Annotated in this window: 22 protein-coding genes; 10 read left to right on the top strand and 12 right to left on the bottom strand. The window is 70.9% G+C overall.

Features of this window, described 5'->3' with window-relative positions; all coding sequences use genetic code 11:
* Positions 1-48: 48 nt before the first annotated feature.
* Genes CEK66_RS10975 through CEK66_RS10960 form a run of 4 tightly spaced genes read right to left on the bottom strand, consistent with a single transcriptional unit; the run spans position 49 to position 6110 of the window.
* Positions 49-3258: a CusA/CzcA family heavy metal efflux RND transporter gene (locus tag CEK66_RS10975; protein ID WP_152236942.1), complete on the bottom strand. Its 3210-nt coding sequence runs from the start codon at positions 3256-3258 to the stop codon at positions 49-51.
* 10 nt (positions 3259-3268) lie between these two features.
* Positions 3269-4465 (bottom strand): efflux RND transporter periplasmic adaptor subunit, encoded by a 1197-nt coding sequence (locus CEK66_RS10970; protein WP_152236941.1) that lies wholly within the window; start codon positions 4463-4465, stop codon positions 3269-3271.
* A complete protein-coding gene (locus CEK66_RS10965; RefSeq protein ID WP_152236940.1) occupies positions 4462-5715 on the bottom strand; it encodes a TolC family protein in 1254 nt (417 codons plus the stop codon). The genes CEK66_RS10970 and CEK66_RS10965 overlap by 4 nt, the downstream gene beginning before the upstream one ends.
* 56 nt (positions 5716-5771) lie before the next feature.
* Positions 5772-6110: a hypothetical protein gene (locus CEK66_RS10960; RefSeq protein WP_150410188.1), complete on the bottom strand. Its 339-nt coding sequence runs from the start codon at positions 6108-6110 to the stop codon at positions 5772-5774.
* Between the two features lie 300 nt (positions 6111-6410).
* On the opposite strand from CEK66_RS10960, the gene rpmB reads away from it, so the two are divergent.
* The 4 genes from rpmB (at position 6411) to CEK66_RS10940 (ending at position 9943) form a co-directional block, all read left to right on the top strand.
* Positions 6411-6647, top strand: coding sequence for a 50S ribosomal protein L28 (gene rpmB / locus CEK66_RS10955; protein WP_010342733.1), 237 nt, complete (start codon positions 6411-6413; stop codon positions 6645-6647).
* A gap of 10 nt (positions 6648-6657) precedes the next feature.
* Complete coding sequence (rpmG, locus tag CEK66_RS10950; protein ID WP_169411268.1) at positions 6658-6825, top strand: 50S ribosomal protein L33; 168 nt, start codon at positions 6658-6660, stop codon at positions 6823-6825.
* A gap of 160 nt (positions 6826-6985) precedes the next feature.
* The gene (gene cls / locus CEK66_RS10945) at positions 6986-8404 is read left to right on the top strand and encodes a cardiolipin synthase (RefSeq protein ID WP_152236939.1); all 1419 of its coding nucleotides are present in this window, start codon (positions 6986-6988) and stop codon (positions 8402-8404) included.
* A 111-nt stretch (positions 8405-8515) separates the two neighbouring features.
* The gene (locus tag CEK66_RS10940) at positions 8516-9943 is read left to right on the top strand and encodes an FAD/NAD(P)-binding protein (protein ID WP_152236938.1); all 1428 of its coding nucleotides are present in this window, start codon (positions 8516-8518) and stop codon (positions 9941-9943) included.
* A gap of 188 nt (positions 9944-10131) precedes the next feature.
* Here CEK66_RS10940 and CEK66_RS10935 read toward each other — a convergent pair whose 3' ends face one another.
* Positions 10132-11649, bottom strand: a complete 1518-nt coding sequence (locus CEK66_RS10935) for an MFS transporter (protein ID WP_152236937.1) — start codon at positions 11647-11649, stop codon at positions 10132-10134.
* 115 nt (positions 11650-11764) lie between these two features.
* Here CEK66_RS10935 and CEK66_RS10930 point away from each other — a divergent pair, with 115 nt between their 5' ends.
* The 4 genes from CEK66_RS10930 to CEK66_RS10915 all read left to right on the top strand — a co-directional run bounded on the left by CEK66_RS10930 (position 11765) and on the right by CEK66_RS10915 (position 16716).
* Positions 11765-12646 (top strand): LysR substrate-binding domain-containing protein, encoded by an 882-nt coding sequence (locus CEK66_RS10930; RefSeq protein ID WP_152236936.1) that lies wholly within the window; start codon positions 11765-11767, stop codon positions 12644-12646.
* Positions 12647-12716: 70 nt separating this feature from the next.
* Entirely contained in the window at positions 12717-14918 is a 2202-nt protein-coding gene (gene uvrD, locus CEK66_RS10925) for a DNA helicase II (protein WP_043091413.1), read from the top strand.
* 194 nt (positions 14919-15112) lie between these two features.
* Positions 15113-15430, top strand: a complete 318-nt coding sequence (locus tag CEK66_RS10920) for a helix-turn-helix transcriptional regulator (RefSeq protein ID WP_223875660.1) — start codon at positions 15113-15115, stop codon at positions 15428-15430.
* A 26-nt stretch (positions 15431-15456) separates the two neighbouring features.
* Entirely contained in the window at positions 15457-16716 is a 1260-nt protein-coding gene (locus CEK66_RS10915) for a HipA domain-containing protein (protein ID WP_193312631.1), read from the top strand.
* A gap of 220 nt (positions 16717-16936) precedes the next feature.
* Here the strand turns inward: CEK66_RS10915 and CEK66_RS10910 are convergent, their stop codons facing one another.
* The 6 genes from CEK66_RS10910 to CEK66_RS10885 all read right to left on the bottom strand — a co-directional run bounded on the left by CEK66_RS10910 (position 16937) and on the right by CEK66_RS10885 (position 23139).
* On the bottom strand, positions 16937-17434 hold the full coding sequence (locus CEK66_RS10910) for a hypothetical protein (RefSeq protein ID WP_193312630.1): 498 nt from the start codon (positions 17432-17434) through the stop codon (positions 16937-16939).
* Positions 17435-17615: 181 nt separating this feature from the next.
* Positions 17616-18581: a lysylphosphatidylglycerol synthase domain-containing protein gene (locus tag CEK66_RS10905; RefSeq protein WP_226978576.1), complete on the bottom strand. Its 966-nt coding sequence runs from the start codon at positions 18579-18581 to the stop codon at positions 17616-17618.
* A complete protein-coding gene (clsB, locus tag CEK66_RS10900; RefSeq protein ID WP_152236933.1) occupies positions 18578-19783 on the bottom strand; it encodes a cardiolipin synthase ClsB in 1206 nt (401 codons plus the stop codon). Before clsB ends, CEK66_RS10905 begins: the two co-directional genes overlap by 4 nt.
* Positions 19780-20520: an endonuclease/exonuclease/phosphatase family protein gene (locus tag CEK66_RS10895; RefSeq protein ID WP_152236932.1), complete on the bottom strand. Its 741-nt coding sequence runs from the start codon at positions 20518-20520 to the stop codon at positions 19780-19782. Before CEK66_RS10895 ends, clsB begins: the two co-directional genes overlap by 4 nt.
* Before the next feature lie 118 nt (positions 20521-20638).
* Positions 20639-22576 (bottom strand): M61 family metallopeptidase, encoded by a 1938-nt coding sequence (locus CEK66_RS10890; RefSeq protein WP_152236931.1) that lies wholly within the window; start codon positions 22574-22576, stop codon positions 20639-20641.
* A 293-nt stretch (positions 22577-22869) separates the two neighbouring features.
* Positions 22870-23139 (bottom strand): hypothetical protein, encoded by a 270-nt coding sequence (locus tag CEK66_RS10885; protein WP_152236930.1) that lies wholly within the window; start codon positions 23137-23139, stop codon positions 22870-22872.
* Positions 23140-23386: 247 nt separating this feature from the next.
* On the opposite strand from CEK66_RS10885, the gene CEK66_RS10880 reads away from it, so the two are divergent.
* Together CEK66_RS10880 and CEK66_RS10875 are read left to right on the top strand one after the other, a co-directional pair.
* Positions 23387-23947, top strand: coding sequence for a sugar O-acetyltransferase (locus CEK66_RS10880; RefSeq protein WP_152236929.1), 561 nt, complete (start codon positions 23387-23389; stop codon positions 23945-23947).
* Positions 23948-24031: 84 nt separating this feature from the next.
* Positions 24032-24478, top strand: coding sequence for a universal stress protein (locus CEK66_RS10875; RefSeq protein WP_152236928.1), 447 nt, complete (start codon positions 24032-24034; stop codon positions 24476-24478).
* Positions 24479-24723: 245 nt separating this feature from the next.
* On the opposite strand, the gene CEK66_RS10870 is transcribed toward CEK66_RS10875, so the two are convergent.
* Positions 24724-25017 (bottom strand): DUF2782 domain-containing protein, encoded by a 294-nt coding sequence (locus CEK66_RS10870; RefSeq protein ID WP_017910345.1) that lies wholly within the window; start codon positions 25015-25017, stop codon positions 24724-24726.
* Positions 25018-25302: the final 285 nt, after the last annotated feature.

Here is a 25302-nt window from a genome sequence, read left to right as displayed (position 1 = left end):
CGCAGGCCGGCGCCGCTTCCTGCGGGAAGGGCGCCGGCCTGCGGCGGATCAGCCGGCGTGGCGTGGCCCGGCCACGCGTGCGGCGAAGGTCGGCAGCACCAGCAGGGTCAGGGCGGTGGCGGTGATCAGCCCGCCGATCACCACCGTCGCCAGCGGTTTCTGCACCTCCGCACCGGAGCCGCTGGCGATCGCCATCGGAATGAAGCCGACGATCGCGACCAGCGCGGTGGTCAACACCGCGCGGATGCGGCTGCCCGCGCCGTCGATCGCCGCCTGCAGCGGCAGGTCGCCGGCCTCCAGGCGCTCGCGGATCGCCTGCATCAGCACCAGGCCGTTCAAGGTGGCCACGCCGGAGACGGCGATGAAGCCCACCGCGGCCGACACCGAGAACGGCATGCCGCGCAGCAGCAGGGCGAGCAGGCCGCCGACCAGCGCCAGCGGCACGCAACTGAACACCAGCACCGCTTCCTTGACGCTGCGCAGGGCCATGAACAGCAGGCCGCCGATCAGCAGGAACACCACCGGCACCACGGTCGCCAGCCGCCGCTCGGCACGCTGCAGGTTCTCGAACTGGCCGCCCCAGGCCAGGTAGGCACCCGGCGGCAACGGTATGTCGGCCACCGCGGCCTGCGCTGCGCCGACGAAGCCGCCCAGGTCGCGGCCGCGCACGTTGGCCTGCACCACCACGCGGCGGCTGCCGTTGTCGCGGCTGATCTGGTTCGGCCCTTCGCTGACGGCGATGCGCGCCACCGACGACAGCGGGATCACCTGTCCGGTCGGCGTGGCGATCGGCAGCGCGGCCAGCTGATCCGGGTCGTTGCGCGCGGCATCGTCCATCCGCACCACCACGTCGAAGCGGCGGTCGCCCTCGAAGATCTTGCCGGCGGCGCGGCCGCCGATGCCGGTGGCCAGCGCGTCGCTCACATCCGCCGCGCTCAGCCCGACCTGCGCCGCCGCCGTGTGGTCGATGCTTACATCCAGCGTGGGCAGCCCGGAAATCTGCTCCACCCGCACGTCGGCCGCGCCCTCCACCGCGCGCAGCGTCGATGCGATCTGCTCGGCCACCTTCTGCAACTGGCCGAAGTCGTCGCCGAAGATCATCACCGCCAGGTCGGTGCGCACGCCGGAGATCAGTTCGTTGAAGCGCAATTCGATCGGTTGGCTGAACTCGAAGCTGTTGCCGAGCTGCTGTCCCGCCAGCGCCTCCAGGCGGGCCACCAGCCGCTCCTTGTCCAGCGCCGGATCGGGCCAGTCCTTGCGCGGCTTGAGCACGATGACGCTGTCGGAGATGTTGGTCGGCATCGGGTCGATCGCCGCCTCGGCGGTGCCGGTCCGCGAGAACACCGTCGCCACTTCCGGCTGCGCGGCGATGGCCTTTTCCAGCGCCAGCTGCATCGCCAGCGACTGTTCCAGCGAGGTGGACGGCACGCGCAGCGCCTGCATCGCCACATTGCCTTCGTCCAGCGTCGGCATGAATTCGCGGCCCAGCAGCGCGAACGCGCCGACGCCCGCCAGCAGCATCGCCACCGCACCGCCGGCGACCGTGCGCGGATGCGCGACGGCGGTGCGGATCACCGGTGCGATGCGCGTGCGCAGCGCGCGGAGCAGCCATGTTTCGTGCGCGCCCTCGGCCGCATGCGCCGCGTCGTCCGGCAGCGGCGGCTCGCGCACCAGCAGCGCCGCCATCGCCGGCACGAAGGTGAAGGAAAACAGGAACGCACCGACCAGGGCCAGCATGAAGGTGGCCGCCATCGGCTGGAACGTCTTGCCCTCCACCCCCTCCAGGGTGAGGATCGGCGCGAACACCAGCAGGATGATCAACTGACCGAAGGCGGCCGGCCGCGCCATCTTGCGCGCCGCCTCGGCGGCCACGCCCAGGCGCTCGGTCGCGCTCAACGCACGGCCCAGCGCGGCGCGGCGCTGGCCGAGCAACAGCAGGGTCGCTTCGATCACGATCACCGCCCCGTCCACCAGGATGCCGAAGTCCAGCGCACCCAGGCTCATCAGGTTGCCGCTGATGCCGAAGCGGTGCATGCCGATCACCGCGAACAGGAACGACAGCGGAATCACCAGCGCGGTGATCGCAGCCGCGCGCAGGTTGCCCAGCAGCAGGAACAGGATCACCACCACCAGCAGCGCGCCCTCGGTGAGGTTCCTGGCCACGGTCCTGATGGTCGCGTTGACCAGCACGCTGCGGTCCAGCACCGGCGCCGCCACGATGTCAGGCGGCAGCGACGCGTTCACCTGCGCCAGCCGCGTGGCCGCGGCCTGCGCCACAGTGCGGCTGTTGCCGCCGGCGAGCATCAGCGCGGTCCCCAGCACCGCCTCGTGGCCGTTGCGGCTGGCCGCGCCCAGGCGCGGGGCGCGACCGGAGGCGACCTCGGCCACGTCGGCCACGCGCACCACGATGCCGTTGCGGATGGTCACCGGCGCCTGCGCGAGATCGTCGGCGCTCAGCGCCAGGCCGTCTGCGCGCACCACCAGGCCTTCGCCGGCACGCTGCACGAAGCCGGCGCCGGCCTGCACGTTGGCGCGCTGCAGGGCGGCGACCAGGTCGGCCAGGCCCAGGCCGTGCGCGGCCAGTCTGGCAGTGTCCGGATGCACGCCGTATTCCTTGACGTAGCCGCCGACCGTATCGACGCCGGCCAGGCCCGGGCTGGAGCGCATCTGCGGCGCGATGATCCAGTCCTGCACGGTGCGCAGATAGGTGGTGCGCTCCTGCGGCGTGCGCAGCAGCTCGCCGTCCGGCGTGCGGTAGACCTCCCCGGCCTGCCAGCCCGCCGCGCCCGGTCGCGCCACCCGCGCCGGGTCGAACGCGGTGAAGTCCACCGTCCACATCAGCACCTCGCCCAGGCCGGTGGTCACCGGCGACAGCCGTGGCGTCACGCCGTCGGGCAACGCCTCGGCCGCCTCGCGCATACGCTCGGCCACCTGCTGGCGGGCGAAGTAGAGGTCGGTCGCATCGGTGAAGATCGCGGTGACCTGCGAAAAGCCGTTGCGCGACAGCGAGCGGGTGGCGGTCAGGCCGGGAATGCCGGCCAGCGCGGTTTCCAGCGGGTAGGTCACCTGCCGTTCGATCTGCTCCGGGGTCAGGGCCGGCGCCACCGTGTTGAGTTGCACCTGGCGGTTGGTGATGTCCGGTACCGCGTCGATCGGCAGCCTGCCCAACTGGAACAGGCCCACGGCGGCGAGCAGCGCGGCCAGCGCCACCACCAGCCAGCGGTGGCGCACGGCGGTGTCGATGATCAGCTTGAACATGGTCGCCTCCTCAGTGGCCGTGGTCGGCGTCGCCCTTGGCCAGTTCGGCCTTGAGCAGGAAGGCGTTGGCGCCGACGATGCGTTCGTCGCCGCGCAGTCCGCCGAGGATCTCGATGCGGTCGCCGGCGCGCCGCCCGACCAGCACCGGCTGCGCCTTGAAGCCGCCCGCGACCGCCACGAACACCGCGTTGCGGCCCTCGACGGTCTGCACCGCATCGGCGGGGACGCTGAGCGCGCTGTCCTGGCCGTCGGCGACCAGCACCGCCGAGACCGGCGAGCCGGCCGCCGGCAGGGGCGCAGCGACCGGCATCGCGCGGATCACCGCGGCGCCACCCTGCTGGCGCAAGTCGGCCGCCGCCGCCGTGACCCGGGCGGCGAAGCTGCCGCCCGTCCCGCGCACCTCCAGCGCCATGCCGGGCGCGACCTGCGCCGCCAGCGCCGGCGGCGCGCTGAACACCAGCTCGTTCATCGCCGGATCGGCGACCTCGGCCACCACGCTTCCGGCGGCGACCACGCTGCCGGGCGTGACCTGCACGTTGCCGACGATGCCGGCCACCGGGCTGACGATGCGCACGCGGCCGCTGGCATCGGGGGCGCCGCTGGCCGCGGCCTGCGCCTGCGCGGCGGCAGCCTGCGCCCGCGCCGCCAGCGCCCGCGCGTGCGAGGTTTCCAGCTCCTGGCGGGCGACCACGCCCTGTTCGACCAGGGCGCGGTCGCGGGCATGCGCCAAGCCGGCGGCCTTGGCCTCGGCCGCGGCCGCCAGCGCATTGGCGCGGAACACCGCGGCCTCGCCGCTGACCACGATGGCCAGCGGCTGCTGCGCCTGCACCGCGTCGCCTGGCGCGACCAGCACGCGCTCGACCCGGCCGGTCACCGTCGAGGCGACCGAGGCGCGCGCGCCCACCGCCGGTTCGACCCGCCCGGCCAGGCGCACCGAGGCGCCGCCGCCGCGGCCGACCGCGACCACATCCAGGCCGGAGGCGGCGATCTGTTGCGGCGTCAGCCGCACCACGTCGCCGGTTTCGGCATCCGCGTGGGCAGTGGCATCGGTCTTGGCCACCGGTGCGTGGGCTGCGTCCTTGCCCTCGGCGCCATGGTCGTGGGCGTCATCGGCCGCCGGGGCGGCCTGCCTGTCGCCGGCGCAGGCGGCCAGCAGGAGCGCCAGCAGCACGCTGCCGGCAAGGGAGATCGGACGGGACAGGTTCATTGGGCCTCCATGAACGGCGCGCGCCCTTCCAGGCGGGCCAGTTCGATTTCCGCCGCGACGCGCGCCAGGCGCGCGTCCACGGCAATGCCGCGCGCGGCGATGAGCGCAGCGCGGGTGCTGCGCAGTTCCAGTTGCGTGATGCGACCGGCATCGACGCCGATGCGGGCCAGGCGGTAGGCCTCCTGCGCCGCCGCCACGCCGTCGTCGGCGGCGCGTGTGCGGCTGCCGGCGGCCTTCAGCGTGGCCAGCGCGGACAGGCGGTCGGCGGCGCTGGTGCGACGTTGTCGCTCCAGTCGTGCCTCCGCCGCGCGCCGTTCGGCGCTGGCGGCACGGATGCCGCCGCGGTTGCGATCGAACAGCGGCAGGCTGAGGCTGACGCCGAGCGTGTAGGCGTGGGCGCGGTCTTCGCGGAACCGCGTCTGCGCGGCGGTCAGGCTCAGCTCGGGCAGGGCACGCTTGCGCTCCACTTCGACTAGGCGATCAGCGGCCTCGGCTTCCGCAGCGGCGATGCGCACTGGCAGCGCTGCCGCCTCGGTCGCGCGCGGCGACGGCGGCGTGCGGTCGAGCAGGCTGCCATCGAGGGACTGCACCGGCGTCTCCAGCAGGGCGATCGCCGCCAGGCGCGCCAGCGCCGCGTCGCGGAACGCCTGCGCTTCATCCAGCGCCGCGGTGGCATCGGCCACTTCGCTGCGCGCCTGCACCGCGCGCAGTCGCGGCTCGCGGCCCTGCGCGACCATCGCCTCGACGGCGGCCGCATCGTCGCGGATCAGGCCCAGCGCTTCCTCGGCCAGCGCGTAGCGGCGCAGTGCGCTTTCGGCCAGCGCGTAGGCCGAGGCCACCTCGCCGGCGGCCTCGCTGCGGCTCTGCGTGCCGCGCAGGGCGGCCCTGTCGGCGTCGGCGCGGGCCGCGCGGATGCGCGCGCCGCGTTGGCCCCACAGTTCCAGCGGTTGCGACAGGGTCAGCGAGGTTTCGGCCCGGTCGGTGCCCGCATAAGTGCCGCTGCCCCAGGCGTTTTCGGTGGACCAGGACAGCGACGGGTTGGGCAGCGCCCGCGCCTGTTCGGCGCGCGCATCGGCGGCCTCGGTCAGCGCCGCGCCGACGCGGCTGCCGGGCAGTTGATCGAGACGTTGCAGCAAGGTGTCGTACGAAGGGGCGGTCTGCGCCATCGCCAGCGCGGCCGGAGCCAGGCCCAGCAGCACGGCGACGACCCGCCCGGCCGCGCGCGGCGGCCGACGTGTCGGAGTCGACATGAGGAAATTCCAGAGGTGAGGGAAACGGAAACCCGCGATCGCGGGACACGCTCAACTCACGCTCTGGGTGGGCGCTTCAATCCGTCCTGGACGACGCCTGCAGGGGGGGCGTCGACGGCCTGCATCCAGCGCGCCGGTCGCGGCGCGCCGAACACGGCGAGGGCGCTCGCCGGCAGGCTCAGATTCGAGTGGTGGCAATGGTTGTGGCTGCAGGCGCCGGCATGCTTGCCGTCGCTGTCCTCGCCATCGGCATGCGCCGCGGCGGGCGCGTGCACGGCGTCGGCCGATTCCGGCTCCAGCGCGCAGGCCAGCGCATCGGCCACCGGCACGACCACGAACGCCGCCAGCAGCAGCATCAGCAGGGAGGTACGCAGTGGACGGAACAGGCGGCGCATGGTCTGGGCGAGGCTAGCAAGCGGCTTGCGCCGGATACAATAGCAACGCCCGCCTGGTCCATCCGCCCGGATCTGCGCGCGGCGCCTGGCCCTGTGGACAACTTGCACAAGCCCTTGATCGCCTGCATAATGCGCGGCTCGCTGTGCCCGACGAGGTCGGGGCCGGCGGCCGGATGCGCGATCTCCGGCCGGCCTTTCCCAGCGTAACCGCTTGATTTCCCACGTCGCGTGGTGGCCGCAGGGCTGCCGGGGCCGCCGTCTCCCAGGCTATGGGCGACCAAACTACTATCGAGGTGCGCAATGTCCCGCGTATGCCAAGTGTCCGGCAAGCGTGTGCAGACGGGTAACAACGTCTCCCACGCCAACAACAAGACCCGCCGTCGTTTCCTGCCCAACCTGCACGAGCGTCGCTTCTGGGTCGCCAGCGAGAACCGCTGGGTCAAGCTGAAGGTTTCCGCGCACGCGCTGCGCACCATCGACAAGAACGGCATCGACACCGTTCTGGCTGAGCTGCGTGCGCGCGGCGAAAAGGTCTGAGGAGTAGAGCATCATGGCAGGCAAGCGCGATAAGGTCCGTATGATTTCCTCGGCCGGTACCGGCCACTTCTACACCACGGACAAGAACAAGAAGAACACCCCGGGGAAGATGGAATTCCTCAAGTACGATCCGGTCGTGCGCAAGCACGTCCTGTACAAGGAAGGCAAGATCAAGTGATCGGCTGATCCTCGGATCGCTGCTCACGTTGCACACGGAACCCGCCGCAAGGCGGGTTTCGTGCGTCTGGAACAAGGAAAAAGCGCACCGCCGCTGCGGCCATGGTTGCGTTTGCCGGCGCAGTCCGCAGAATCGGGCGACCTGGGTTGCGAGGATCGCGATGCTGCCGGTCTGGTTGGAAGGCACGTGGCTGCTGGCGCTGGACTGGCTGATCCGGCTGGTGGCGCTGTTGTGGATCCCCACCCGCACCACGCCGGGCGCGGCGCGCAGCTGGCTGTTGCTGGTGGGCTTCGTGCCGTTGCTGGGGCTGCCGCTGTACCTGTTGCTCGGCCACCCGTGGCTGTCGCGCGAGCGCGTCCGGCGCCAGGCGCTGGCCTCGCAGGTGATCCGCGAGCAGCAGGTGCCGCTGACCGCGCTGCGCTGGGCGCCGCCGGCCGATACCGTGGTCGCCGAAGTGGTGCCGCTGGTCGAGCGCCAGGGCGACTTCATGCCGACCCACGGCAACAGCGTCGAGCTGCTCGACCGCTACGCGCCCTCGCTGCAGGCGCTGATCGACGACATCGACGCGGCGGTCGAGCGCGTGCACCTGTTGTATTACCTGATGTTCGACGACGCGGTCGGCGATGCGGTGAGCGCGGCGCTGCTGCGCGCCGCCGCGCGCGGCGTGCAGTGCCGGCTGTTGCTGGATGCGCGCGGCGGCCGCCGCGGCCTGCGCCGCTACCGCAAGCGCCTGCATGCGGCCGGGGTCGAGGTGCAGGCGCTGCTGCCGGGCGGGCTGCGCTGGCGCCGCAGCGGCCGCATGGACCTGCGCAACCACCGCAAGATCGCGGTGATCGACAACCGTGTCGGCTACATCGGTTCGCAGAACCTGGCCGAACCGCAGTTCGTCCCCGGCCATCCCAACCGCGAGCTGGTGGCGCGAGTACAGGGACCGGTGGTGGCGCACCTGGAAGCGGTGTTCGCCAGCGACTGGTTCATCGAGACCGGGCAACGCCTGAGCGTGGTCGCGCCCGCCTCCATCCACGGCGGCGGCGTCGCCGCGCAGCTGTTGCCCAGCGGGCCGGCGTACCCGTTCGAGAACGCCCGCGACACGGTCAACGCGCTGATCCATCTGGCACGGCGGCGCATCGTCATGGTCACGCCGTATTTCGTGCCGGACGAGGCCACGCTCAGCGCGCTGCGCATCGCCGCGCTGTCCGGGGTGGACGTGCAGTTGATCCTGTCCGAGAGCAACAACCAGCGGCTCACCGCCTGGGCGCAGGAGGCGTACTACGACGAACTGCTGCGCAGCGGGGTCAAGATCGCGCTGTACCGGCCGTGCTTCCTGCACGCCAAGCACCTGAGCGTGGACGAGGGCATCGCCCTGGTCGGCTCGATCAACCTGGACATCCGCTCGTTCGCATTGAACGCCGAGGTCGGCATGCTGTGCTACAGCGCTGCGGTGGTGCAGCGGCTGCGCGCGGTGGAGGCCGACTACCTGGCCGATGCGCGGGTGCTGACGTTGCAGGACTGGCGCAAGCGACCGGCCTGGCGGCGCAGCCGCGAAGGCATCGCGCGCCTCGCCGATGCACTGATGTGACGCATGCCGATGACAGGCGCATGACGCGCTCATGCGCGATCGGTGCCGGCACATGCACCACGGTTCTCAGCCGCGGGCCGGGCCGGTGGGGGCTTCCCTTACAATCGCGGCATGAATGAGCTTGTGCCCAGCGAACCGGCCGACGACGACTGCGACATCGCCATCGTCGGCGGCGGCGCGGCCGGCGTGCTGGTCGCGCTGCAGTTGCTGCGCCAGGCCGGCACCGCGCTGCGCGTGCAATTGATCGAATCGCAGCCGGCGCTGGCGCAGGGCGTGGCCTATGCGACGCCCTGCGCCGAACACCTGTTGAACGTGACGGCCGGGCGCATGAGCGCCTTCGCCGACGCGCCCGACGACTTCCTCGACTGGCTGCAGCAGCAGGCGTTGTATCCGCAGCTGTCGCGCGCCGCACTGGCCGAGGCCTATGTGCAGCGCCGCCATTACGCCGCCTATCTGCGCGCACGCCTGTGGCAGGCGCAGACCGCCGGGCCGGCGCGCCTGCAATGGCACCAGGCGCGGGTGCTGGCGCTGCATCCGCAGCCGACCGGCGGTCAGATTCTGCAATTGCACGACGGTGGACAGCTGCACGCTGGCGCCACCGTGCTGGCGCTGGGCAACAGCCTGCGTCCGCTGCCGGCGCGCGGTGCCCCCAGTCTCGACGCGCCGTCGCGGATCGAGGCCTGGGACTATGCGCAGTTGCAGGCGATTCCGCGCGAGGCCACGGTGTGCATCGTCGGCTCCGGGCTGAGCATGGCCGACAGCGTGCTGACCCTGCTGGCCAACGCGCACCGCGGCCCGGTGCATGTGGTCTCGCGGCACGCCTTGCTGCCGTTGCCGCATGCCGCGCATGGCGCGCCGGCCGACTTCGATGCGCAGGCATTGCTGGCGATGCCGCTGCGCCAGCGCGTGCGCGCGCTGCGTCGCCACGCCGCCGCGGCACAGGCGCAGGGCCGGCCCTGGCAGAGCGTGATGGACCGGATACGCCCGCTGAGCCAGGCGCTGTGGCAATCGCTGTCGATCACCGAGCAGCGCCGCTTCCTGCGCCACGTGGTGCGCTACTGGGACGTGCACCGGCATCGCATTGCCGCGCCGGTGTTCGCGCAGCTGCAGGCGATGCGCCGGGTCGGCCAGTTGCGCCTGCACCGCGCGCGGCTGGACACGGTGTTCCCGGTCGGCGCCTGCGTGCAGGTCAACGGCATGGGCGCAGACGGCGTGCCGCTGCAGCTCGACGCCCACTGCGTGATCAACGCCACCGGCGTCGAACTGCGCGTCCAGACCATGCGCAATCCGCTGCTGCACCAGTTGCTGGGTTGCGGCCATGCGCAGCCGGGGCCGCACGGCATCGGCGTGGGCAGCGCCGCCGACGGCGCGCTGCTCGACGCCGACGGCCGCGCCACGCCGCGTATCCGCGTGCTCGGCAGCCTGCGCATCGGCAGCCTGTGGGAAAGCCTGGCGATCCCCGAGCTGCGCGTGCAGGCGCAGCAGACCGCGCAGGCGCTGCTGGCGCTGGACGTGTCGGCCCGCGTCGCTGCGCAATGAACACCGCGGAACAGGCCTCGCTACGATGTATGTCGGCGCGGTGGTGACATCCGAAGGCCTCCCATCGCGCTCATTGCCACAGCGGACCGAGGTGTGACCGCGTAGAAGCTGCTTCAGCCGCGACAGGCCTTCGCCGGTCACGCCCATCGCGGCTGAAGCCGCTCCTGCACGAGACTTCCCCGCAGGTATCAGCGGCTTTCATCCACCGCGTCTTGCGGCGTGCGCCCGAGCAACAGGCATATCGCGATCGCCGCCAGCGCGGTGATCGCCGCCAGCACCCGGGTGAGCGTGCCGAAGGCCGCCGCGTAGGCCAGCCGCAGTTGCGTCGCGGACAGCGCGCCCTCGGCCATGGAGGCGGACAGATCGCCGGCGACCAGCCGCTGCGCGGTGTCCGCCAGGGTCGCGTGCGGCAGCAGCGGCGCGACCGCGGCCAGCTGCGCCTGCACCAAGGCCGCGAGCAGGGCCGCCACGCTGGCCAGGGCGATGCCTTCGCCGGCCACGCGCAGCGTGCCGAACAGGCCGGCGGCCATGCCGGCGCGTTCGATCGGCACCACGCTCACCGACAGCGCATCCATCAGGCCCCAGGGCAGGGCGGTACCGGCACCGATCAACAACAATGCCGGCAGCGCCTGCGCCGGGGGCCGCGCGCCGAGCCAGCACAGGCCGGCCGCGGCCGCCGCCAACCCGGCTGCCGACAGCCAGGCCGGGGCGATGCGCTGCGCCAGTACGGCGGCCAGGCTCGGCACCAGCAGCATCGGCGCCGACAACGCCAGCAGCGTCAGGCCGGCACTGGCCGCCGGCGTGCCATCCACGCCGATCATGCGCAGCGGCAGCAGCACCAGCAGCACCACGTAGCTGGTGCAGGTGGCGACCGGCAGCAGCTGCACGCCGACGAAGCGCCGGTAGCGGAACAGGCTCAGGTCCAGCAGCGGATGGCTGCGGCGCCGTTCGATGCACACGAAGGCGAGCAGCAGCAGGGCCGCGGCACCGAGCAGGGCCAGCGTCGCGGCGCTGCCCCAGCCGCTGTGTGGCCCCTGGATCAGGCCGGCGGTGAACAGCGCCAGCGCCGCGCTGAAACACAGCGCGCCGGCGCGATCCGGCGGGCCGGCGGCCGGATCGCGCGAGGCCGGCAGCCAGCGCGCGGCCAACGCACACGCCAGCGCGGCGACCGCGGCCACGCCGAAGAAGATCGCACGCCAGCCCAGCCGTTCGCTCAGCGCGCCGGCGGCCAGCGGGCCGAACGCCAGGCCGGTGCCGAAGGTGGTGCCGAGCAGGCTGAACGCGCGCGTGCGCGCCGCGCCGGTGTACAGCTGGGCCAGCGCCGCGGTGCCGGCGGCGAGCGCGGCGGCGGCACCGACGCCTTGCAGCGCCCGCCACAGGTCGATCGCCGCGACCGAGCCGGCCACGGCCACGCCCAGGCTGGCGCTGGCGAACAGCGCCAGGCCGCCGAGGAACACCCGGCGCCGCCCATGCCGATCGGCGAGCGCGCCGGCGGCCAGCAGCAGGCTGCCGAAGCTGAGCATGAAGGCGTTGGTGATCCAGGCCAGGGCCAGCGCGCTGCCGCCCAGGGCCGCGCCGATCGCCGGGGTGGCGACGGCGCCGCCGGAGAAGTTCAGCGGCAGCGCCAGGGCGGCCAAGCACACCGCGGCCAGGGCGGCGCCGCGGCGCGGCAGGGGAGTGGAATCGGGAGGCGAAGCGGAGGTCATCGGAGCGGCTCTGGCGGCGGATGTCGGAAGGCCACTAGAGATACCGAGGCGGCAATTCGCGAAAAAGGCCGCGATCCTCCGCACTTTGCGGAATGGAACGCTCTAATATCGCGGGATGGACCGCCTCACCGGCATCGTCGCCTTCGTCCGGGCCGCCGAACAGCGCAGCTTCGTCGGCGCCGGCCGCGTGCTCGGCATCTCGGCCTCGGCGGTGGGCAAGAGCGTGGCCGCGCTGGAGCGCGAGTTCGGCGTGCGCCTGCTGCAGCGGACCACCCGGCGCATCGCGTTGACCGCCGAAGGCGCGCTGTTCCTGGAGCATTGCCAGCGTGTGCTGGCCGATCTGCGCGAAGCCGAGGAGGCGCTGGCGCAGACCCGGCAGGCGCCGCGCGGGCGGCTGCGGGTCGGCCTGCCGACCATCGGCTACCGCTTCCTGGTGCCGCTGCTGCCCGAGTTCCGCCAGCGCTACCCGGACGTGGCGCTGGACCTGGAGTTCGACGACCGCGTGGTCGACCTGCTCGAGCACGGCCTGGACGCGGTGATCCGCAGCGGCGTGCAGGCCGACTCGCGGCTGCTGGCGCGGCGCCTGGGGCCGTTCCGCTTCTGCCTGTGTGCCGCGCCGGACTACCTGCGCCGCCGCGGCGTGCCGCAGACCCCGGCGGAGCTGGCCGCGCACGACGGCGTGCTGTTCCGCGTTCCCGATACCGGCAAGCCGCAGGACTGGCCACTGGCCGAACCGGCGCCGCTGCCGCCGGCGGTGCTCACCTGCAACAACATGGAAGCGGTGCGCGCCGCGGCGATCGCCGGCCTGGGCATCGCCTGCATGCCGGCGTTCCTGGCGCAGGACGCGTTGGCCGATGGCCGCCTGCAGTCGGTGCTGGACGCGCACCTGACCGACGGCGGCGCGTTCTTCGTGGTGTGGCCGTCGCGTCGGCAACTGTCGCCGAAGCTGCGCGTGTTCGTGGATTTCCTCGCCGAACGGCTGTTCCGCACCGATTGACGCCACGTCGTGTGCCGGGCGACGCGCGCTGTCGCAGCCGCTGCGCCGCCGCACCGGCTAAAATGCGCGGGTGGATGTCTCTCATTTGCTCGACGATCTGAACCCCGCCCAGCGCGAGGCCGTTTCCGCCGCGCCCGGCCATTATCTGGTCCTGGCCGGCGCCGGCTCCGGCAAGACGCGCGTGCTCACCCATCGCATCGCCTGGTTGCACCAGGTGCATGGGGTGCCGGTGCACGGGATCCTGGCGGTCACCTTCACCAACAAGGCCGCGGGCGAGATGCGCCACCGCGCCGATCTGCAGTTGCGCAACGGCAGCCGCGGCATGTGGATCGGCACCTTCCACGGCCTGGCGCACCGCCTGCTGCGCCTGCACTGGCAGGACGCGAAGCTGCCCGAGAGCTTCCAGGTGCTCGACGCCGACGACCAGCTGCGGCTGGTCAAGCGCGTGGTGCAGCAGCTGGAGCTGGACGAGGGCAAGTACCCGCCCAAGCAGATCGTGTGGTGGATCAACCAGCAGAAGGACGAGGGCCGCCGCGCCCAGCACATCCAGCCGGAACCGCGCGACGAGTGGGTGACCACCCTGCGCAACGCCTACGCGCTGTACCAGGAGCGCTGCGACCGCGCCGGCTTGGTCGACTTCGCCGAACTGCTGCTGCGCGCACACGAATTGTTGCGCGACACCCCGGCGCTGCTGGCGCACTACCGCGCCCGCTTCGGCGAGATCCTGGTCGACGAATTCCAGGACACCAACGCCATCCAGTACGCGTTCGTGCGCGTGCTCGCCGGCGACAGCGGCCACGTGTTCGTGGTCGGCGACGACGACCAGGCGATCTACGGCTGGCGCGGCGCCAAGGTCGAGAACGTGCAGCGCTTCCTCACCGATTTCCCCAGCGCGCAGACCATCCGCCTGGAGCAGAACTACCGCTCCAGCGCCAACATCCTCAACGCCGCCAACGCGGTGATCGCGCACAACCCCGACCGTATCGGCAAGCAGTTGTGGACCGATTCGGGGGATGGCGAGCCGATCGACCTGTACGCGGCCTACAACGAGGTGGACGAGGCGCGCTACGTGGTCGAGCGCGTGCGCCAGTGGGTGCGCGACGGCGGCAGCTACAGCGAGGCGGCGGTGCTCTACCGCAGCAACGCGCAGTCGCGCGCCTTCGAAGAGGCGCTGATCGCCGAGCAGGTGCCGTACCGGGTCTATGGCGGCATGCGCTTCTTCGAGCGCGCCGAAATCAAGGACACCCTGGCCTACCTGCGCCTGGTCGCCAACCGCGCCGACGATGCGGCGTTCGAGCGTGCGGTCAACACGCCGCCGCGCGGCATCGGCGACCGCACCCTGGACGAAGTGCGGCGCCTGGCGCGCGCGCAGTCGCTGTCGCTGTGGGCGGCGGCGCGACAGGCCGCGCAGCAGGGCGGCGACCTGGCCGCACGCGCGCGCAACGCGCTGGGCCAGTTCCTCGGCCTGATCGAGCAACTGGCCCTGGACGTGGCCGGGCTGCCGCTGCCCGAACAGATCGACCAGGTGCTGGCGCGCTCCACCCTGCGCGAGCACTGGGGCAAGGAAAGCCGCGGCGGGCTGGATTCGGAATCGCGTACCGACAACCTCGACGAACTGGTGTCGGTGGCCTCGCGCTTCGTCCGCGCCGACGGCGACGAGGACGCCGACGAAGGCCGCCAGGCGATGACCGAGCTGGTCGCGTTCCTCGCCTACGCCTCGCTGGAGGCCGGCGAAGGCCAGGCCCAGGCCGGCGAGGAGGGCGTGCAGTTGATGACCCTGCACTCGGCCAAGGGCCTGGAATTTCCGATCGTGTTCCTGGCCGGCATGGAAGACGGCCTGTTCCCCAGTGCGCGTTCGCTGGAAGAGAGCGGGCGCCTGGAGGAAGAGCGGCGCCTGGCCTATGTCGGCATCACTCGCGCCCGCCACAAGCTGGTGCTGAGCTATGCCGAGTCGCGGCGCATCCACGGCCAGGACAACTACAACGTGCCCTCGCGCTTCCTGCGCGAGATCCCGCGCGAACTGCTGCACGAAGTGCGGCCGAAGGTGCAGGTGTCGCGCAGCGCCTCGCTTGGCGCGCCGCGCAGCCTCGGGCACAGCGTGATCGAGGCCCCGGCGATCAAGCTCGGCGCCAACGTGCAGCACCCCAAGTTCGGCGGCGGCGTGGTCATCGACTACGAAGGCAGCGGCGCGCACGCGCGGGTGCAGGTGCAGTTCGACGAGGCCGGCGCCAAGTGGCTGGTGATGGCGTACGCCAATCTGACCCTGTTGTAGGTGCGCTCTTCGGTCCCGTCTGCGGACGCGGCGGGATGGCGACATGCTCGACGTTCTAAATGTCTTCAATAGAAGACTTAAAGCTGCATAAAATTCATAATTGAAGACTATTCTTCGATTTGCGGCCGATGTCTGCCGCGGTATGATGTATCCGATTAGTTGCATAAACGCTGTTTGCGTATCGGATTGAAGACATGGCTGCTTACGACAGGTTGTCGCCATTGGCGAGCTCGGCCATCACGTCGCTGGGAGACGTCATTCGTCGCGGCCGTAGAGCCCGGACGATGACCCAGGAGGAACTGGCCGAGCGTGCCCGGGTCAGCCGTCTGACCGTCCTCAAGATCGAATCGGGCAATCCCGGCGTCGCCATCTGGGCGTGGGTCAGCGTCATGGAAGTGCTGGGCCTGCTTGGCACATTGCAGGCATTGCACGATCCGGTGGCGCAGGCCATGGATGCGGCGCATGGACGCCGGGTGCGCAAGCGCGATCTGCGCAAGAAACTGGATTTCTGACGATGCCTGTCCACGAACGTTACGTCATGATCCGCCTTGAGGGAGCCGATCAGGACGTGCCCGCAGGGCTGCTGACCCTGGTGGAAACGCACGCCGCATCAGTCGGTAGCCGGTTTGCCTATGGCATGCGCTATTCCCGCCGCCCCGGCGCCATCGACGTCGATCCCCGCAGCCTGCGCCTGGACGAAGTAGCGCCCGGTATCGAGGTCGCACCGCCGGGCGATCTCGCCCTGTTCGGCGCCATCCGCGATGCCCTTCCCGATGCCTGGGGCCGGCGCGTACTTGCCAACACGCTGCGCATCCAGGAAGGCCAACTCAACGACCGGGTGCTGATCGACAATTCCAGTCCCAACCGCAGCGGTGCCCTCGACTTCCGTCGCAGTCCCGAAGACGCGCCGCGCGACAGCGGTCTGCTGCGGCCGATGCATCTGGATCACCTGCTCGATGCCGCCGAGCGAATCGAAGAGGGCGAGTCCGTTCCGCAACACTTGCTCGAGCTGCTGGGCGAGGCGCCCACGCTCGGCGGCATGCGGCCCAAAGCGGTGCTGGTCGATCAGGGACGGCAGTGGTTGGCCAAGTTCCCGACCCGGCGCGATCCGTTCGACATTCCCTTGATCGAGCACGCCACGCTGGAACTGGCCCGTCTTGCCAAGATGGATGTTCCCGACACCCGGCTGATCGATGTGCCAGGTCGCGGGACGGTGATGATGATTGCGCGCTTCGATCGCGGCACGGAGGCCGAGGGCTATCGCAAATGGCATATGGTCAGTGCGCTGACGGCGCTGGGCGTGCATGAAATGGATTCGCCGAAGATGGCCTATGCGGACATCGCCGACGCGCTGGGCCGGCTGGGTGCGGCGGGACAGGTGACTGCCGATCGCCACGAACTGTTCCGGCGCATGGTGTTCAACATTCTGGTCTGCAACGACGACGACCATCTCCGCAACCACGCGCTTGTGTACCGTGGCGACCTCGGCGGCTGGCGCCTGAGCCCGCTCTACGACGTGGTTCCCAGGCCGAGCGGCGGCAGCGAGCGCTTCCTGCACCTGGGGATCGGCGCACAGGGGCGCCTGTCCACGCTCGACAACGCGCTCACGCACTGCGCGAGGTTTGCCCTCACCACCGCGGCCGCGGCAGCGGTGATCGACGAGGTGGCGGGCGTGGTGCGCCAGTGGAAAGGCCACTTCGAGGCGCAAGGCGTACCTGGTTCGCAGATCGACAAGGTGCAGAACGCATTCCGGCGGCCATCGCAGATCGGCCTGGCACAAGTGAACCGGTTCCTGTAACGCGGTCTGCCGCTCGCGGCGGGCTGGCGCGACTGGCCGGGCAGGGCGGGCATCTACGCAGGGAGCATCCATGGTCTTGCTTCATGGTCCCTACGTCAGCGACCGCGGCCGCGCCAGGACGCCAGGCGATGACCGAACTGGTTGGGTTCCTGGCCTGTACCTCGCTGGAGAGCAGCGTAGGCCAGCACCAGGCTGACATGCGCCGCGCCCGGTGCGTGCGTCAGCGCGACGACGGCGTGGCAGATGCCGCGACGCGGGTGAAGTAGTTGGTGCGCATCGTCGGCGTGCCGTCCGGTGCGAACGCGGAGACCGTCTCGGTCATCGAGCGGCCGTCGGCGGCGACGGTGTAGATGCGGGTCGAGGCCACGCTCCTGTCCTTGGATAGCATCATCACCAGCACGTTGGGCGCGGGCATCCGCAGGGCAAAGACATCGGCCTCGAAGTTGTTCTTCACCGGCGTGGCGCTGCCATCGAGCGCGGCGACGCCTTCGGCATGCATGGTGCCGCCGCCCTGTTCGGCGATGTCGACCTTGACCGCCCACTTGCCCTTGCCCACCTCGCTGAAGCGCAGGGTGACGGCCTTGGGCCGGTCCTGGGGTGCCCGATCCAGGCGCGCCACGTCCACGGCCCAGTTGCCGAGCAGGGGCGAGGGCGCAGCGGATGCGGACAGACACGGCGACAGCAGCGCCGCGAGCGCGACGGCGAATAGCAGTTTCATGCGACCTCCCGGGAATGGTGTGCGGCGATGAGGACAGCCAATGGTGTGCGCTGCGCGCGTTCGCTCGGTCGACCGTGCCGGGGTGCCGAAGAGCGCATCCGTGCGGCGGCATGACCGCCCTGCTCCGGGACGCGTGCGCTGCGACGCTGGCACCGCAGGCGCAGCGCAACAGGTCAGGTGGTCACGGGTCTGGGTTTGCTGCGCACACGGTCTCGCTCAGGCCGCGCCGCCATCGCGCTTCCAGCAGCGCGTAGCCCGCACAGGCCAGCAGCAGCGGGCCGAGGTAATAGAAGGCGCGATAGGCCAGCAATGCCGCCAGCAGTTCCGCTTGCGGTGCATGCGATCCCAGCAGCGGCAGCACCACCGCTTCCAGCACGCCGATGCCGGCCGGCACGTGGGCGATGGCGGTGGCCACGGCCGCCGCCAGCAGTGCGCCGAGCGCCGCGGTATAGGCCACGCCGGCCGGCATCAGCACGTACAGCAGGGCGCCCATCAGCGCCCAGTTGCCGGTGCCCAGGCCGAGTTGCAGCAGCGCCAGCGGCAACGGCGGCAGGTGCAGGACGTGGCCGCGCACCTGCAGCGTGCGGCCATGCGCGCGCTGGCAGGCGATCAGGTAGCCCACCACCAAGCCCAGCATGGCGGCGCCGACCCATGGCAGCACCGCGCCGCTCAGCGGCCACTGCGCCGGCGTGCGCAGGCGGCCGCTGACCAGCAGCACGCCGGTCAGCAGCAGATAGCCCATCCAGTTGGTGGCGATGGCGAAGCCGACCACGCGGCTGATCGTCGCCAGGCCCAGCCCGGCGCGTCCGTACAGCCGGTAGCGGATCGCGGTGCCGCCGATCAGCGCACCGACATTCAGGCTGAAAGCGTAGGCGATGTCCGCGATCGCCATGACCCGCGGCGTCGGCACCGCATGCGTCGCGTAACGTCGCGCGGCCAGGTCGTAGCCGGCATACAGCACGTAGCTGGCCAGGCTCAGGCCTGCGGCGGCGGCCAGGGTGCCGGCACCGTAGCCCGCCAGGGTGGTGCCGACCTGCGCCCAGTCCACGGTGCGCGCCGCGCGCACCAGCAGGACCGCCACCAGGACCAGGAAGGCCAGATAGGCGAAGCGGCGCAGCATGCGCCAACGCGTGCGCGGATGGTTCATGGCGCGTGCCGCTTGCGCCGCAGCACCGCGGTGCGCGGCGTGCGCTTGGGCAGGCGGCTGGCCCACTGCGGCACGTTGCGCAGCACATGGAACAGCAGCGGCCGCAGCAGCGGTTGCCAGAAGCGTCCGTGTGGCACCTGCGCCGGCACGACTTCGCGGCAGTGCCGTTGCATCAGTCGCTGCAGGCGCCCGTGCAGGTCGCGCGCGAAGGCGGCATTTCGGATCATCAGGTTGGCTTCCAGGTTCAGCGCCAGGCTCAGCGGATCCAGGTTGCTCGATCCCACCGTGCTCCAGTGGCCGTCGATCACCGCGACCTTGCCGTGGAACGGGCGCTCGCAGTATTCGAAGATCTGCACGCCGGCATCGACCAGATGCCGGTACAGCGCGCGTGCGGCGAACAGCGCCAGCGGCGTGTCCGGCTGGCCCTGGAAGATCAGCTTCACCGCCACCCCGCGGCGCGCAGCGGCGCACAGGTCGCGCAGGAAGCCGTAGCCGGGGAAGAAGTAGGCGTTGGCGAGCACGATCTGGTGCCGCGCGTTGCGGAATGCCTGCCGGTAGGCGCGCTCGATGCTGCGTGAACGGCCGGCGTTGTCGCGTGGCAGGAAGCACACCTCGGCCGCGCCGGCGGGCGGCATATCGACGTTCTCCTGCGGCACCCACCCCGCACCGGTACCGTGGGTGGCCAGGGTCCGGCGCACGAACGCGACCATGTCCGCCACCACCGGGCCTTGTACCTCCACCGCGTAGTCCTGTTTCGCCTCCGGGCCGAAATCGGCCAGGTGATCGGCCGACCAGTTGATGCCGCCGATCATGCCGATCCGCCCGTCCACCACCAGCAGCTTGCGGTGCATGCGCCGGAACACGTTCAAACGCACGCCGAGCAGGGTCGGCTGCTGGTCGTACAGGCGCAGCTCGGCGCCGGCCTCGGTCAGTTCGCGCACGAAGCCGGGCGAGAGATCCGGCGAGCCGAACGCATCCACCAGCAGGTGCACGCGCACGCCGCGGCGCGCAGCGGCGACCAAGTGATCCTTCAGCGCCAGGCCGACCTTGTCCTCGAACCAGATGAAGGTCTCCAGCAGCACCTCGTGCCGGGCCGCGTCGATCGCGGCGAAGGCGCACCGGAAGTACGCATCGCCGTTCTCCAGCAACTCCAGGCGGTGGCCCTGGCGCCAGCGCGTGTCGCGGTTCGCGGTCCGGTTCACAGCACGATCCTGGCGTGCAGCGGGGCGTGGTCGGACAGGTGCGACCACGGCCGGCCGGTCAACACCCTTGCGGCCTCGATGCGCACGTTGCGCACATAGATGCGGTCCAGCGGCAACAGCGGCCAGCGCGCCGGGAAGCTGCGCGCCACGCGTCCGTGCAGGTGCACGAAGGCCTCGGTCAGGCCATGCCGCTGCAGCAGCGGATGCCCGCGCTGGCGCCAGTCGTTGAAGTCGCCGGCGACGATCAGCGGCGACTGTGACGGCAGTTCGGCGATCAGCGCACCGAGCAGGCCGATCTGCCGGCGCCGGTGCGCCTCGCGCAGGCCCAGATGCACGCAGATCGCATGCACCGCCACCGCAAGCCCAGGGATCTCCAGCACCGCATGCAACAGCCCGCGATGCTCGTGGCCGGCGATGGAGACGTCGCGGTTGACGAAGGAGGCGATCGGGAAGCGCGACAGCAGCGCGTTGCCGTGATGCCCATGCGGATACACCGCATTGCGGCCATAGGCGAACTGCGGCCACAGCGTATCGGCGAGGAATGCGTACTGGCTCTGCGCCGGCCAGTCGGCGTGGCGGCCGGCGTGCAGCTGATGCTCGCCCAGCACCTCCTGCAGGAACACCAGGTGCGCGGGCAGGGCGCGGATCGCCGCACGCAACTCCGGCAGCATGAAGCGCTGCTTCAGCACGCTGAAGCCCATGTGCGCATTGATGGTCAGCAACTCGATCGCAGGCATGCCGGGACAGGACGGAAACCACACCTGCCATTGTCGTCGGCGTCCGCGTGCGGCGCGTGACGGTGCCGCGTCGCGCACCTGCCGCCGCTGCGTTGTCGGCAGCGGCGGCGGTGTCGGCTCAGTGCCGTGCGGCGATGATCTTGCTCAGGTAGTCCTGCGTGCCCTCGACCCGCACCAGGTGCGGGTACTGCAGGCCGTCGTGGTAGTTCACCGGCACGTCGCGCACGCCGCCCTGGTACTTGAGCGTCAGCACGATCGGCGCGCTGCCACCCTTGGCGTCGGCGATGGCCTGCTTGAGCGTGTCGCGCGAGTAGTCCTGGCCGTTGACCGCCAGCACCGTGGCGCCGCTGCTGACCCCGGCCTTGAACGCCGGGCCGTCCCACAGCACGTCATTGATGCTGGCGTCGTCGTTCATCACCAGGCCGATCGACCAGGCGAAGTTGTAGCGGTGCCGCGCCGACTGGTGGCGGCCGTCGTACTGCTTTTCGAATGCGCTGGGCTGGTCGGTGTACACCAGCTTCCAGCCGCTGGCCTGCAGGCCTTCCAGCAGCGGCGGGTCCACCTGATACACGCGGCGGTTGATGTAGTCGGCCCAGTCGTAGCGGACCACGCCGTCGAGCGCGGCGATGACGTCGTCGAAGGTGTAGGTCTTGACCGCGAAACTGCCGTCGTCGATGCCGAAGAACGCCTTGGCCACGTCGTCCAGCGACTTGCGCCCGCCGCTCATCGCGCGCAGCTTGGCGTCCACCGCCAGCCACACCATCTGCCCGCCGCTGTAGTAGTCCTCGCTCATCTGCCAGCTGCGGTAGGGCAGCGGGGACCGGTGCGCGGCGGTGGGGTCGTTGGTGGTGTCCTCCAGCGAGCGCCAGCGGAAGCCGGCGCGGTTGCGGTCGTAGTTGGCGGCGGTCATCGCCAGCGCGTCGCGGAACTGCTGCGGCGTCCACATCCCGGCGCGCGCGGTCAACACATAGCCCCAGTACTGGGTCTGGCCCTCGTAGACCCACAGCAGCGAGTCGCCCATCGGCACGTTGAAGGTCGGCGTCCACAGGTCGGCCGGGCGCCGGAACTTGCCATTCCACGAGTGCGTGTATTCGTGCGCCAGAAGATCGCGGTCCGGCGCATTCTCGTCCCAGGCGCTGAAGTAGTCGGCAGCCAGTCCGTTCTCGCTGGATTGGTGGTGTTCCAGGCCGTTGCCGCCCAGCACGTCCGACAGCGAGAACAGGAAGTCGTAATGCGCATAGTGATGCGAGCCGAACAGCTTGATCGCCTGTACCGGCAGATTGCGGTGCGCCTGCAGCTGCTCGGCGCTGATGTCCAGGAACCGCGGTGCGTCGGCGACCACGTCCAGGTGCACCGGCGCGCCGCCGGCCGGGGTCAGGTCCACGCGCTTGAAGTAGCGCCCGGCGTAGATCGGCGAGTCGACCAGGGTGGTGAAGTCCACCGGCTTGAAGGTGGTGGTGGCGCCGTTGCTGCTGGCGGTCTCCAGCGCGGTGCCGAACTCCCAGCCGGCCGGCAGGGTCACGCTCGGCGCCACGGTGATGCCGCGGGTGTCGTGGCCGGCCGGGTACAGCGCCACCTTGTTCCACTCCAGCTGCAGCATCTTGTCGGTCATCTCGAAGCCGTCGTCGCGCGGCGACAGGTACTGGAAGCTGGCGTCGATCGCGCTCACGCCCTGCGGCACGTCGACGTGGAAGCTGTACACGTCGAAGGTGTCGCGGCGCCACGGCAGCGGCTTGCCGTTGGCGGTGAGGGTGAGACCGGCCAGCATCGCCACCGGCCCGCTCGGCGAATGGTCGCCGGGAATCCACTGCGGGTACTGCAGGGTCAGCCGCCCGGCGCTGACCGGGATGGTCTCGTGCACCCGGTAGATACCCTGGCGCACATCGCCGGCGTCCACCTGCAGGGTCAGGGTGCCGGGGTAGGGCGTGTCCTGCGGCGCCGGCACGTCCGGTGTGCGCACCACCTGTGCCTGCGCGGCGCCGGCGAGCGCCAGGCCGATGCCGAGGACCAGCGCCTGGCGGGCGCAACGGGAGACGGGAAAAGCGGTTGCGGACATGCGCGGCTCCGGGAGCGGGATGGGATGCGAAGCGCGGAACGTTAGCACCTGCCGCCGTCGCCGTCGCACTTGCCCGGCCCGGTCACGCAGGTGCCAGGCAATGCCATTCATCCGGCGGCCACGGGTCCCGGGCTGTGACCGCGGGACGGCCGCGCGACAGCGATGTCCCTCCAGCGCCTGGCGGCAGCGTTGGTCGTCCAGCGCTGTCCCACTGTGGACCGCCGCCAAGTGCGCAACCCCTTGGACTCCGGCTGCACCGCAGCTGCGGTGTTGCAGCTGGAAAGTGTGCCGCCTCAGTCTTTCAGCGCCCCGTCGCTCGGATCGCTGGCGGCATAGGTCGAGGTTGGCAACTCCGCATCATGCGGATGCCGCAACGCCTCGCGCAGCGGCGCCGGCAGGTGCTCGACCGCCAGGATCACCTTGCCGAAATGCACGTCGCGCACCGCGCTCGCCGGCACCACGAAGTCGCCGCCATTCTCGATGTTGACGACGAACGCGGCGCCGCCGTCACGGACCTCGCGCACCGCCCCTACACCGACCTTGCCATCGGCGACGAACACCATCTGGCCTGCTTCCACACGTTCGGACATCGCGCACCGCCTTTGTCTGGGGAGAGCCCACGCGGGCTGGAATGCGCCGGCATGGGCGTTCGATGATCGGACGCATAGGCGTTGCTGGACGGTGAATGCGACGTGGTCTGTTGGTCACGACGTCGCCGTGGCTGCGGCTTGCGCGTCACCGCCAGGGACACGCGCCGTGACGCAGCGCGATGCGATCATTCGCGTTCGACCACTGCCTGGGAGGGCAAGTATGCGAAGCGAGAAAGAGAAGATGCTGGCCGCCGAACCGTATCGCCCCAACGACGCACAGCTTCAGGCCGAGCAGGACGCGGCCAGTGCCTGGATGCAGCGCTACAACGCGGCGCTGGCCGAGCCACCGGCGCGGCGGCACGCGCTGCTGGTCGAAGGACTGGGTTCGGTGGGACGCGGCGCGGTGGTGCGGCCGCCGTTCCATTGCGACTACGGCTACAACATCCATCTCGGCGAGGACGTGTTCCTCAACTTCAACTGCGTGATCCTGGACGTGGCACCGGTGCACATCGGCGCCGGCACCCAGATCGGGCCGGCGGTGCAACTCTATGCCGCCGATCATCCGCGCGATGCTGCGCAGCGCGCCGAGGGGTTGGAGTTGGGGCGGCCGGTGACGATCGGGCGCAACGTCTGGATCGGCGGCGGCGCGATCGTACTGCCCGGTGTGACCATCGGCGACGACGCGGTGGTCGGCGCCGGCAGCGTGGTCACCCGCGACGTGCCGGCCGGCGCGCGCGTGGCCGGCAATCCAGCACGCCTGCTGAAGCCGCACAGCGACTGAATTTGATCCGGGTCAAGGCAGGCGCCGCGCAATGGGTGTGCAATGCTGTCCAGGCCGCCGTGTGCGGCGTCACCGGAGCATCCCATGTACCAGCGCATCCTGATCGCCATCGATGGTTCCGAGTTGTCCGCCAAGGGTCTCCAGCAGGGGCTGGCGCTGGCCGCCGCGCTTGGCGCGGACGTGGATATCGTCACCGTGTCCGAGCCGTGGGCAATGGGCATGTACGACGCGATGGGCTGGAGCGTGGGCTACGAGGCCAGCCCCGAATACCGCCAGGACCGCGAAGCCGGCGCGCAGAAGATCCTGGCGCCGGCGCTGGCCGCGGCCGCGGCTACCGGAGTGACCGCGCACGGCCGCCACGTGCTCGACCGCTACGCCGCCGAGGGCATCATCGACATGGCCGTGGCCTGCAACAGCGACCTGATCGTGATGACCTCGCACGGCCGCCGCGGCATGAGCCGGGTCCTGCTTGGCAGCCAGACCGCGGAAGTGCTCGCCAACAGCCAGGTCCCGGTGCTGGTGATCCGCTGAGGCGCTGACCGGCCCGCGCCGGGGTCGGCGCGGTGCGGAACACGTTCGAGGCCGGCATCCGGCCGCTGGCCGCAGCGACCTATCGCTTTGCCGATACGCTTCGGCCTGTCACGCGGCTGCGCCGGGAGGCGACGCCGCGACAGGGGCCGGCATCCGGCACGTGCATGCATTCGTCCGTCTGGGCAGATCGGGGACGCGAGCACGCCCGCGCGCCGCCGCCGTTGGGTGGCGCGCCGGGCGCGCCATCACCAGCTGTACAGCTTCCAGTACACGGGCGACACATTGTCCTTGCTGCCGTCCACTTCCATGTGGCCGTCGCCGTTGCGGTCGTACAGGTAATAGGCCGGGCCGCGCGCCGGGGTCACCTTGACCATGCGCAGTTGGCCACCCACGCGGTACTCGTCGACGGTATCGCCGTTGTCCATCTTGCGCTGGGTCGTTTCCGCGCCGCGCACGTCCATCGGCGCGCCGTCCGGGCCGAGGCCGGTGGAGGCGCAGCCCGCCAGCAGCAACAGCGGGACCAGGATCAGGGCTTTCATTGCGGTGTTCTCCACGGGCAGGACATGCGCAGAGTATGCGCCGAGTGTCTGCATGCGGTGTGGGAATGGCGCGCCGCACCCTCACCCCAACCCCTCTCCCGGTGGGAGAGGGGCTCGCGCCTTTCCTTCTCCCTCCGGGAGAAGGTGCCCCGAAGGGGCGGATGAGGGTACGGGCGCAGCCTCGTGCACCCAAACATCGCGAGACGCTTCGCGCCGGACCCTCACCCCAACCCCTCTCCCGGTGGGAGAGGGGCTCCTGGCTGTTCCCTTCTCCCCCCGGGAGAA

This window comes from Xanthomonas sp. LMG 12460, from assembly GCF_009192895.1.
Taxonomy (GTDB): domain Bacteria; phylum Pseudomonadota; class Gammaproteobacteria; order Xanthomonadales; family Xanthomonadaceae; genus Xanthomonas_A; species Xanthomonas_A sontii.
Note: the sequence above shows the minus strand (reverse complement) of the source record. Positions and strands in the feature narration are given on the sequence as shown.

Bases quoted from the DNA above. Each gene is read 5' to 3' on its own strand.
- CEK66_RS10965 (WP_152236940.1), bottom strand. From the start codon at position 5,715: ATGTCGACTCCGACACGTCGGCCGCCGCGCGCGGCCGGGCGGGTCGTC.
- CEK66_RS10960 (WP_150410188.1), bottom strand. From the start codon at position 6,110: ATGCGCCGCCTGTTCCGTCCACTGCGTACCTCCCTGCTGATGCTGCTG.
- cls (WP_152236939.1), top strand. From the start codon at position 6,986: ATGCTGCCGGTCTGGTTGGAAGGCACGTGGCTGCTGGCGCTGGACTGG.
- CEK66_RS10935 (WP_152236937.1), bottom strand. From the start codon at position 11,649: ATGACCTCCGCTTCGCCTCCCGATTCCACTCCCCTGCCGCGCCGCGGC.
- CEK66_RS10880 (WP_152236929.1), top strand. From the start codon at position 23,387: ATGCGAAGCGAGAAAGAGAAGATGCTGGCCGCCGAACCGTATCGCCCC.
- CEK66_RS10905 (WP_226978576.1), bottom strand. From the start codon at position 18,581: ATGAACCATCCGCGCACGCGTTGGCGCATGCTGCGCCGCTTCGCCTAT.
- CEK66_RS10870 (WP_017910345.1), bottom strand. From the start codon at position 25,017: ATGAAAGCCCTGATCCTGGTCCCGCTGTTGCTGCTGGCGGGCTGCGCC.
- CEK66_RS10970 (WP_152236941.1), bottom strand. From the start codon at position 4,465: ATGAACCTGTCCCGTCCGATCTCCCTTGCCGGCAGCGTGCTGCTGGCG.
- CEK66_RS10885 (WP_152236930.1), bottom strand. From the start codon at position 23,139: ATGGTGTTCGTCGCCGATGGCAAGGTCGGTGTAGGGGCGGTGCGCGAG.
- CEK66_RS10920 (WP_223875660.1), top strand. From the start codon at position 15,113: ATGGCTGCTTACGACAGGTTGTCGCCATTGGCGAGCTCGGCCATCACG.
- CEK66_RS10975 (WP_152236942.1), bottom strand. From the start codon at position 3,258: ATGTTCAAGCTGATCATCGACACCGCCGTGCGCCACCGCTGGCTGGTG.
- CEK66_RS10895 (WP_152236932.1), bottom strand. From the start codon at position 20,520: ATGCCTGCGATCGAGTTGCTGACCATCAATGCGCACATGGGCTTCAGC.
- CEK66_RS10915 (WP_193312631.1), top strand. From the start codon at position 15,457: ATGATCCGCCTTGAGGGAGCCGATCAGGACGTGCCCGCAGGGCTGCTG.
- CEK66_RS10890 (WP_152236931.1), bottom strand. From the start codon at position 22,576: ATGTCCGCAACCGCTTTTCCCGTCTCCCGTTGCGCCCGCCAGGCGCTG.
- rpmB (WP_010342733.1), top strand. From the start codon at position 6,411: ATGTCCCGCGTATGCCAAGTGTCCGGCAAGCGTGTGCAGACGGGTAAC.
- CEK66_RS10930 (WP_152236936.1), top strand. From the start codon at position 11,765: ATGGACCGCCTCACCGGCATCGTCGCCTTCGTCCGGGCCGCCGAACAG.
- CEK66_RS10875 (WP_152236928.1), top strand. From the start codon at position 24,032: ATGTACCAGCGCATCCTGATCGCCATCGATGGTTCCGAGTTGTCCGCC.
- CEK66_RS10910 (WP_193312630.1), bottom strand. From the start codon at position 17,434: ATGAAACTGCTATTCGCCGTCGCGCTCGCGGCGCTGCTGTCGCCGTGT.
- CEK66_RS10940 (WP_152236938.1), top strand. From the start codon at position 8,516: ATGAATGAGCTTGTGCCCAGCGAACCGGCCGACGACGACTGCGACATC.